We start from the raw sequence: 381 nt of genomic DNA on the forward strand, positions 1-381 counted from the left end.
GCAAAACGCCTGACAACAAAACAGATGATGGATTTACTTTATCAAGACCTGCATATTTCGGCGCAGTACCGTGTGTTGCTTCGAAAATTGCATGGCCAGTTTCATAGTTGATATTAGCACCTGGTGCAATTCCAATTCCGCCTACTTGAGCTGCAAGCGCGTCAGAAATATAGTCTCCGTTCAAGTTCATTGTCGCTACGACATCAAACTCTTTCGGACGAGTTAAAATTTGTTGTAAGAAGATATCGGCAATGGAATCTTTTACGATAATTTTGCCTGCAGCTTCCGCTTCAGATTGTGCTTTGTTTGCGGCTTCTGTGCCTTCAGCTTCTTTGATTTTGTCGTATTGTGCCCAAGTGAACACTTTATCGCCAAATTCTT

General features: G+C 42.3%; 1 protein-coding gene. It reads right to left on the minus strand.

The features are described from left to right. Positions 1-381 (minus strand): isocitrate/isopropylmalate family dehydrogenase (locus tag M3221_RS25785; protein ID WP_251274831.1); only part of this gene is annotated, 381 nt, incomplete at both ends.

The sequence above is a fragment of the Domibacillus indicus genome (assembly GCF_023715895.1).
In the GTDB taxonomy this organism is placed as follows: Bacteria; Bacillota; Bacilli; order Bacillales; family Domibacillaceae; genus Domibacillus; species Domibacillus indicus_A.